This is a genomic window from Pseudomonas sp. (genome assembly GCF_032058845.1).
GTDB lineage: Bacteria > Pseudomonadota > Gammaproteobacteria > Pseudomonadales > Pseudomonadaceae > Aquipseudomonas.
In genome coordinates, this window is record NZ_DAMCCR010000145.1 from 1 (window position 1) to 8,630 (window position 8,630).

Sequence of the window (8,630 nt, forward strand, 5' to 3'; positions counted from 1 at the left end):
AGCCAGTCCCCCAGCCCCAGGCCCACCAGCAGCACGATGCCGGCCGCCGCACTGCACGCGGACAACACCGGCAGCAGGCTGGCGCGCCAGCCGCGCTGAGCGGCATGGGCCAGGATCAACAGGTTGGTCGGTCCGGGGCTGATGCTGGCAGCCAGGGCGAAGAGGGCGAAGGGCAACAGCGTGTGGGAGGGCATGGGCTCGGGCTCCAAAACGATTGAAGCCCTATGTTGCGGGCGAGCGTCGCGTCAGTCTGGACGCTTTGTGCAGCGCCTGCGGTAATCGGCCGGGGTCAGCCGGTAGGCACGGCGGAACCAGCGCCCCAGGTGGCTCTGGTCAGCAAAGCCCAGGCGCGAGGCGACATCGGCCGGTGTCTGCCCCTGCGCCAGCCACTGCCGGGCCTGGGCCAGGCGCAGCTGGATGAGGTAGGCGTGTGGGGCGATGCCATACGCGGCCTTGAACGCGCGGGTCAGACGGAAGCGATCCGTGCCGCAGGCGGCGGCCAGTTCTTCCAGGCCGATGTCCTGATGGGCATGCGCGTGCAGGTAGTCCCGTGCCCGCTGAGCGGTCAGCGGCAGGCGCGGGTCCGGGTGCAGACGCTTGCGCCAGTGCAGGTGGCGGGTGAGGGCGGCGAGCAAATCATCGCTGGCGGTCTGGCGAACGATGCGCAGCTCCTGGTCATGCAACGCGTGAAACGCACGCAAGGTGGCGCCGGCCAGCACCGGGTCGGCGCTCAAGGTATCGGCAAATCCCGGTAACGCCTGCGTCGGTACCTGTTCGAACACGGCGCGCAGTTCGCGCTCCAGCCAGTGCGGGTCCAGGTACAACATCGAGTAGGTGAAACCCTCGCTCGTGGGCGCATGGCCGTCATGCAGCTCGCCGGGTTCGAGCATGAACACCTGGCCCTGCGTGCTCTGGTGCCGCACCCGGCGGCAATTGAACTGCTGCACGCCTTGCTCGGTGACGCCGACCAGAAAGCTGTCGTGCCAGTGAGGGTCGTAGGCATGGCCCACAAAGTGCGCACGCACCGACTCGATGCCGGTGGCGGCGTCCTGGTTGAGGTCGATCCAGTTGCTCATGCGACGTCTCGGCGTTGGGTGGTAATCATGCTCTGCAGGTCAATCCCGGGCTGCCTGGGTTAGAAGCCCGTGTACGCAGCCCGTTCCAGCAGCCAGCGCGGCAGGGCCTCGATGCAGCCTGGACCGTCGGAGCAGCCAGGCTGGCGCAAGGCGAGAGGTCCTTACCGGATTGGCCTTGCTACCGCTCGGGTTCAAGCGTGCCAGGCCCACCCCCTGTCGGCCTGACTCACCCGCTGCATGATCACCTTAACGGCCTCTGGCTCCTCGTGTCTGGAACATCTGTGCACCGCGCTCGCTTACGGCCTGGCACCCACCTCGTCCAGCTTCAAGGGATGCAATGCGCGAAAGTGCTGCGCCTCTTCCACCAGCCAGTCATGCACCGCGCGTGCCCCCGGCTGCACCAACCCGGCCTGGGAATACAGCAGCACGTAGCGTTTGTGATTGGCGATGGGCACGCCGAACGGCACGATCAGCGCGCCGCGCTCGAGCTCGTCATTGAGCAGCGTACGCCGCGCGATGGCCACGCCCACCCCGGCAATCGCCGCCTCGATGCTCAAGTGGTTGCGGTTGAAGGTGTGGCCGCGGCGCACGTTGAGCCCGCGCGCGCCGATGCCGTCGAGGTAGAACTCCCACTCGGCGTACTCCGAGCTGCCGCGCCAGGCGGTGATGTCGTGCAGCAGCGGGTAGTGCACCAGGTCGGCGGGGCCGTGCAGCGGCGGGCGGCCACGCAGCAGCGCCGGCGAGCAGACCGGGAAGATCTGCTCGTCCAGCAAGGGCGTCGAAAGCATGCCCGGATAGCTGCCATCGTTGAGGTCGATGGCCAGGTCGAACTCGTCCTGATGCAAGGCCTGGCTGCTGTCCTCGGCCACCAGGCGCAGCTCGATGTCCGGATAACGCTGCTGGAAGCGCGGCAGGCGCGGCGTCAACCATTTCGCCAGGAACGACGGGATCGAGCGCAGGCGCAAGGTGCCGCGGATGTCCCCGGCATCCAGGCGCAGCAGCTCTGCCTCGATGCTGCCATAGGCCTCGGTCACGGTCAGCGCCAGGCGCTGGCCCTCGGCGGTCAGCTCCACGCCGCGGGCGCGGCGCACGAACAGGCGAAACCCAAGCCGCTCCTCCAGCTGGCGCATCTGCTGGCTCACCGCACCCGGGGTGATGTGCAGTTCCTCGGCGCAACGGGTAAACGACAAGTGCCGCGCTGCACAGGCAAACACATGGAGCCACACATACACCTGACCGTTCAATTGCCCCTTCATGGTTTAGTCCTGCTAAAGGCTTGCTTAGGAAATGTCGTTGGTCATTGTAGGGAATAGGGACCACCATAGTCTTCAACAACAGCAAATACAGGTGTCGTGTACCGGCGCCAGGCAGCAGCATCGTGAGGTATTAGTATGGCTATCAGTGTTTTCGACCTTTTCAAGATTGGCATCGGCCCTTCGAGCTCCCACACCGTGGGGCCGATGCGTGCCGCTGCCACCTTTGCTCAGGCGTTGCGCAGCCAAGGCGTGCTGGAGCAGGTCACGCGCGTCGAAGTGCGCCTGTACGGCTCGCTGTCGGCCACCGGCATCGGCCATGCCACCGACCGCGCTTGCCTGCTGGGCCTGATGGGCCAGTGGCCTGATCAGATCGACCCGCACAGCATCGAGCCACGCATCGCCCAACTGCTCAAGGAAAAATGCCTGATCCTCGATGGCAGCCAGCCAGTGGACTTCGACTATGCCCGCGATATGCGGCTGCTCGACGAAGACCTGCCGTATCACCCCAATGCCATGACCCTGGAAGCCTGGGGGTCTGAGCAGACCCTGCTGAGCCAGACCTACTATTCCGTGGGCGGCGGTTTCATCATCGAACAGAGCGAGATCGATGCGCCAGCCCGCACGGAAGGCCAGGTCGAGTTGCCGTACGAATTTTCCTCCGGCGACGAGCTGATGGCCCTGTGCAAAACCTACAGCCTCAGCGTCAGCCAACTGATGATGGCCAACGAGCGCGCCTGGCGTTGCGAGGAGGAAATTCGCTCCGGTCTGCTGAAAATCTGGGCGGCCATGCAGCAGTGCGTGGAAAACGGCCTGCACAACGAAGGCATTCTGCCAGGCGGCCTCAAGGTCAAGCGCCGCGCCGCCAAGCTGCACCGCAGCCTGCAGGAAATCGGCAAGCCCAATGTCATCGGCTCGACCCTGAGCGCCATGGAGTGGGTGAACCTGTTCGCCCTGGCCGTCAACGAGGAAAACGCCGCCGGCGGGCGAATGGTCACCGCGCCCACCAACGGCGCGGCTGGCATCATCCCGGCGGTGCTGCACTACTACATGAAGTTCAACCCCGGCGCGGATGACGACGACGTGGTCAACTTCCTCCTGGCGGCGGCCGCAGTCGGCATTCTGTGCAAGAAAAACGCTTCTATTTCCGGTGCTGAAGTGGGTTGCCAGGGCGAGGTCGGCTCGGCCTGTTCCATGGCTGCCGCGGGCCTGGCCGATATCCTTGGCGGCACCCCGGCGCAGGTCGAAAACGCCGCCGAGATAGCCCTCGAGCACAACCTGGGGCTCACCTGCGATCCGGTCGGTGGCCTGGTTCAGGTGCCGTGCATCGAGCGCAACGCCATCGCGGCCGTGAAAGCCATCAACGCGGTGCAAATGGCGCTGCGCGGCGACGGTGAGCATTTCATCTCCCTTGACCGGGTGATCCGCACCATGCGCGACACCGGCGCTGACATGCACGCCAACTACAAGGAAACCTCGCGCGGCGGCCTGGCGGTAGCGTTCGTCGAATGCTGATCAGACTGCTGCAATGAAAAACGGCGCCGAGGCGCCGTTTTTTTTAACACTGTTGCCTGATCAGACCACAACGCCCTGGCTGCGCAGGTAATCGTCGTAGGTGCCGCTGAAGTCGACCACGCCATCGGCGCTCAGCTCGAGGATGCGGGTGGCCAGCGATGACACGAACTCACGGTCGTGGCTGACGAACAGCAACGTACCCGGGTAGTTCTCCAGCGCCAGGTTCAGCGCCTCGATCGATTCCATGTCCAAGTGGTTGGTGGGTTCGTCCATCACCAGCACGTTGGGCTTTTGCAGGATCAGCTTGCCGAAGAGCATGCGCCCTTGTTCGCCACCGGAGATGACCTTCACCGACTTGAGTATCTCGTCGTTGGAGAACAGCATCCGGCCCAGGGTGCCGCGAATCACCTGCTCGCCGCTGGTCCACTGGCCCATCCAGTCGAACAGGCTCACGTCGTCTTCGAAGTCGTGGGCGTGGTCCTGGGCGTAATAGCCCACTTCCGCGCTGTCGGTCCACTTCACTTCGCCTTTATCTGGCTGCAGCTCACCGACCAGGGTACGCAGCAAGGTGGTCTTGCCGATACCGTTGGGGCCGATGATGGCCACACGCTCGCCGGCTTCGACGGTGAAGCTGAAGTCCTTGAACAGCACTTTGTCGTCGAACGACTTGCCCATCTTCTCGAGGGTCACCGCCTGACGGTGCAGCTTTTTGGTCTGCTCGAAGCGAATGAACGGGCTGACCCGGCTCGACGGCTTGACCTCGGCCAGCTCGATCTTGTCGATCTTCTTGGCGCGCGAGGTGGCCTGCTTGGCCTTCGAGGCGTTGGCCGAGAAACGGCTGACGAAGGTCTGCAGCTCGGCGATCTGCGCTTTCTTCTTGGCGTTGTCCGACAGCAACTGCTCACGCGCCTGGGTGGCCGCGGTCATGTATTCGTCGTAGTTGCCCGGGAACAGGCGCAGCTCGCCGTAGTCCAGGTCGGCCATGTGCGTGCACACGCTGTTGAGGAAGTGACGGTCGTGGGAAATGATGATCATGGTGCTGTTACGCGCCGTCAGAATCGTTTCCAGCCAGCGGATGGTGTTGATGTCCAGGTGGTTGGTCGGCTCGTCGAGCAGCAGCACGTCCGGGTCCGAGAACAGTGCCTGGGCCAGCAGCACACGCAGCTTCCAGCCCGGCGCCACTTCGCTCATGGGGCCGAAGTGCTGCTCCAGCGGAATACCCAGGCCCAGCAGCAGCTCACCTGCGCGCGATTCGGCGGTGTAACCGTCCATCTCGGCGAACTCGGTTTCCAGCTCGGCGACGGCCATGCCGTCGTCTTCGGTCATTTCCGGCAACGAGTAGATGCGATCACGCTCGGCTTTGACCTTCCACAGCTGGCCATGGCCCATGATCACGGTATCGATCACGGTGAACTGCTCGTAGGCGAACTGATCCTGGCGCAGCTTGCCGAGCCGGGTGTTGGGTTCGAGCATGACCTGGCCGCCGCTAGGGTCGAGGTCGCCACCGAGGATTTTCATGAACGTGGACTTGCCGCAGCCGTTGGCGCCGATCAGGCCGTAGCGGTTGCCATTGTTGAATTTGACCGAGACGTTTTCGAACAGGGGCTTGGCGCCGAACTGCATGGTGATGTTAGCGGTGGAGATCAAGTGTCTTACCTATCAATAACTTACAGAGTGCTTTTTCAGCCTGGGACCAATTTGGTACCCATCTGGAGCTTTTCGGGCTCCTGCCAATCTGAGGCTGAGTTGATCCAACGTGCATAGGTCGACAGAAGCATCTGCACGCTGTGCCCGAGCGGTTGGGCGATGAATGCGGGGTTGAGACCGGACATTGAGCGTATTGTCGCATAGGTGTGACGGCAGTTATACGGTGGGCAGATGGCGGACACTCAGTGCCTTGAGGGGGGGCGCCAAGCGCGGGTGGAAAACCAACCTGACCTGGGGGCTGCCAGTGCGGTCATGTATAGAGCGGGAAAATTCGAAAGTGCGTTGGTGATCCACACTCCGGGTCGAGCCGGTGGAGCTGAGCGCCTCATCTAAAGGCGAGACGCTGCCCAGGTTCACAGCTCGCGGCGCTCGACGTGTGTTAACCGTGGACCCGGGTGTAGCTCTCGGCCATGGCCACCGTCGACTCCATAGCGGCGCCGGTGAGGTTGCAGGCATGAAGCTGATTCCAAGGTGGTGCTGTATTTGCGTTGCGGCCTGTGGAGTCCGAAGAGTGTCTTCATTGTGCTCCGGCGGACGTACGCCTTATCGACTTGGCGCCCAGGCGCCATCGCGGATGTAGGTCCGTACTGTTGTTCGTGCGGGAAGAACTGGCGGTTGGCGCCGACGAGCGGGGATGGACCTGATCGCGGCGATCGCCAAGCGTTATAGGGATAATGAGTTTACATCGAGATTGTCATCGACCAAGCAGACACTTCGACAGCTGTGGTCGTAGTTAGGCTCTGTCTGAAAAGTCTTGAGCGAAGGTTAGGCAAGGCCGATGGCGGCCCCGCAAAAACAGCCGAGGAAGCGGAGTTTACTGGAGTAAATGAGCATTCCGACGGGGCCGGCCTTCCGGGCTGTTTTTAACGCAGCATAACCGAGTCTCAAGGCTTTTCAGACAGAGCCTAAGATCAATCGATCTTGATAATTCGTGGAGCTGACAAGGCGCTTGATGCCCGCCAGGACGATCTCATGTTCAACGAGGCAGTTGCGCAGGTCTTCAACATAGAAGAGATACTGGTCGCCTGCGTGTTCAGTGAGCGCCTTACCCGTTCATACGGGCTTTGGCATGGCTTTGAACACCGCTACCGGGGTATCGGCATGGCAGTCATTATACCAGCCGTAGTGGTATGGATTGGATATGCTGATTGCTTAGCGCATTGATGGTGAGACGAGGTGTAGCAGCGGGCGATGTACTCTTCTTAACGCCAGCAGCGGCCGAAAATGTCAATCAAGTCGGTGACCATCTGGATGCTGGCGGCTTCATAGGGATCCTACCTCACGACTTTTTTCTTCGCGCAGAGGTGCCCTTTGGCCGCATATTGCGTCAATGGCTCGAAGTGCATGCGACGCAACGGTGGCGCAAGACGTGGAGACTAGCTGCGCATCTACCATTGATAACTGAAATTTATACGAGAGAGCGAAGTGCGCAAGACAAAATTAGACCTGGTCATCGGCATTGCCGCAACACTACTGATTCACGGGATTTTGAAGAAAAAATCCGAAAAATCCAGTGGTTCTGTTGGTTTCAGCGGCGGTGAGCAGTATGTGCCTGAAGTTACAGGGAAGTCAGCCGCATCATTATGCGAGGTCAGACGACGTCTTTACGCAGCCGGCACCGCAGTCTTCATTTCATTGGTGTGGTGTACCCTATGCTGGTTTAATGGCGACGCGTCGCAATTTTCACGGTCGGGATCTATTGTGACTGTCTTTACCCTTCTCAGTGAGTCACTTTTGAGCGAGGGTGTAGGTCGGCTCAACAGGGAAATGCGTAAATCGCATGGTGGTTACTATACGTTCTGGCGCGCAATTTACGCCGTTGCGGCAGTCTTGGGGACTTTGGTCTGGGGTTATGGTGATCTGTTACATGCCAAATTGATGCCTGTCAGCTAGCGTTTGCATGTGACATTTCTTTAACGTCTTGGTGATTGGCTGCGGCAAGCTAACTACGCCTCACGATGGGAAAAACATTGCTATCCGCAGCGCTACCCGCTTTCTTGACCAGCCCTCATTCGCCAATTCAGCCGCCGCGAATTAGACTCCCAAGTGTGGCGCATTCGTTAATGCAGTGCGGGTGATTGATGATGAATCAACGTGAGAATGCCTTGTTGCGCAGCTATCTGCTCAGTTTGGGACCTTCCTTCAAACAATGGCGTTTGCTGCGCGGTATCAAGCAGTCACATGCTGCGCAGCTCATCGGGGTCGGACAGTCCACTATCTCCAGGTGGGAAAATGATGAACTGGCGCTGGATGAAAAACACTACGCTGCCGTTATGGATTTGCTCAGCGCCCGGCTGAGCAGTGCACAGGATGCAGCGCTGGCGAGATTGATCAGAAGCAGTTCCAAGCCGATGCATCTGGTGTGTGATCTGACTCACACACTGTTGGCCTTTTCTGCAAGTCGGGGTGTCGAATTTGGTCCAGATGCTCATGCATTGCTGGGTCACTCGCTGTGGCGGTATGCGACCGAGGAAATCGTCGAAGCTGAAGCGCATGTCAGGCGGCAAGGATGGAGTGCGCAAAACGCCAGCGTCCAGTTCTGCACCGGGCACAATCATTCGACCATCGTCCCCATTTACGACAGTGTCTGCACGTGGACGCGTCTTACGTTATCTGATGGAACAGTTGCTCGACTGGTTGAAACAGAGTGTGCCCCGACAGGTGAATGCGCCACGCATATTGTATGCGTGGACGAAAACTGACCTCAGCTTCTACAGTAAAGGAAATCTGAGGGCTGAAAGATGGATAGTGGTGTTCTGGACAAGCGGTTGGCATTCATCGAGCAGGTAGAAAGTCTCAAGTCCACAATGCGCACCGCATGTAGCGCTACGGGCAGGAACGAAAGCACTGCAGAACATAGTTGGCGGCTTGCCTTGATGGCGATGGTCTATGCCGACGCGCTTGACGCTGTCGATCCGTACAAACTGCTTAAAATGTGCATCATCCATGACTTGGGCGAAGCCGTGAGCGGCGATGTGCCAGCGACACGAAAAACCGCGCTGCCGGAGTACCCGCAGCAGGAAAGGGCGAGGGTGTCAGAAATTTTGTGTTCAGGCATAACATGAGTAAGAGGTGCATG

The 8,630-nt window shown here is 60.5% G+C and carries 8 protein-coding genes and 2 pseudogenes; 5 read left to right on the forward strand and 5 right to left on the reverse strand.

Annotated elements, in window-relative coordinates; all coding sequences use genetic code 11:
* From RT028_RS18980 to RT028_RS18990, 3 genes and pseudogenes are all read right to left on the reverse strand, one after another.
* A pseudogene (locus RT028_RS18980) lies at positions 1-194 on the reverse strand (LysE family translocator); the annotation flags it as partial.
* Positions 195-245: 51 nt separating this feature from the next.
* Positions 246-1,076, reverse strand: a complete 831-nt coding sequence (locus tag RT028_RS18985; protein WP_312936833.1) for an AraC family transcriptional regulator — start codon at positions 1,074-1,076, stop codon at positions 246-248.
* Between the two features lie 296 nt (positions 1,077-1,372).
* Entirely contained in the window at positions 1,373-2,332 is a 960-nt protein-coding gene (locus RT028_RS18990) for a LysR substrate-binding domain-containing protein (protein WP_312936835.1), read from the reverse strand.
* A 135-nt stretch (positions 2,333-2,467) separates the two neighbouring features.
* On the opposite strand from RT028_RS18990, the gene RT028_RS18995 reads away from it, so the two are divergent.
* Entirely contained in the window at positions 2,468-3,844 is a 1,377-nt protein-coding gene (locus RT028_RS18995) for an L-serine ammonia-lyase (RefSeq protein ID WP_312936837.1), read from the forward strand.
* Positions 3,845-3,904: 60 nt separating this feature from the next.
* Here RT028_RS18995 and RT028_RS19000 read toward each other — a convergent pair whose 3' ends face one another.
* Together RT028_RS19000 and RT028_RS19005 are read right to left on the reverse strand one after the other, a co-directional pair.
* Positions 3,905-5,491, reverse strand: a complete 1,587-nt coding sequence (locus tag RT028_RS19000) for an ABC-F family ATPase (RefSeq protein ID WP_312936839.1) — start codon at positions 5,489-5,491, stop codon at positions 3,905-3,907.
* A gap of 35 nt (positions 5,492-5,526) precedes the next feature.
* A pseudogene (locus RT028_RS19005) lies at positions 5,527-5,752 on the reverse strand (site-specific integrase); the annotation flags it as partial.
* A gap of 771 nt (positions 5,753-6,523) precedes the next feature.
* Between RT028_RS19005 and RT028_RS19010 the strand changes: the two are divergent.
* From RT028_RS19010 to RT028_RS19025, 4 genes are all read left to right on the forward strand, one after another.
* Complete coding sequence (locus RT028_RS19010) at positions 6,524-6,715, forward strand: hypothetical protein (RefSeq protein WP_312936840.1); 192 nt, start codon at positions 6,524-6,526, stop codon at positions 6,713-6,715.
* A 261-nt stretch (positions 6,716-6,976) separates the two neighbouring features.
* Positions 6,977-7,444 (forward strand): hypothetical protein, encoded by a 468-nt coding sequence (locus RT028_RS19015; protein ID WP_312936841.1) that lies wholly within the window; start codon positions 6,977-6,979, stop codon positions 7,442-7,444.
* A 191-nt stretch (positions 7,445-7,635) separates the two neighbouring features.
* A complete protein-coding gene (locus tag RT028_RS19020; protein ID WP_312936842.1) occupies positions 7,636-8,253 on the forward strand; it encodes a helix-turn-helix transcriptional regulator in 618 nt (205 codons plus the stop codon).
* Positions 8,254-8,292: 39 nt separating this feature from the next.
* Positions 8,293-8,616 (forward strand): HD domain-containing protein, encoded by a 324-nt coding sequence (locus RT028_RS19025; protein ID WP_312936844.1) that lies wholly within the window; start codon positions 8,293-8,295, stop codon positions 8,614-8,616.
* Positions 8,617-8,630: the final 14 nt, after the last annotated feature.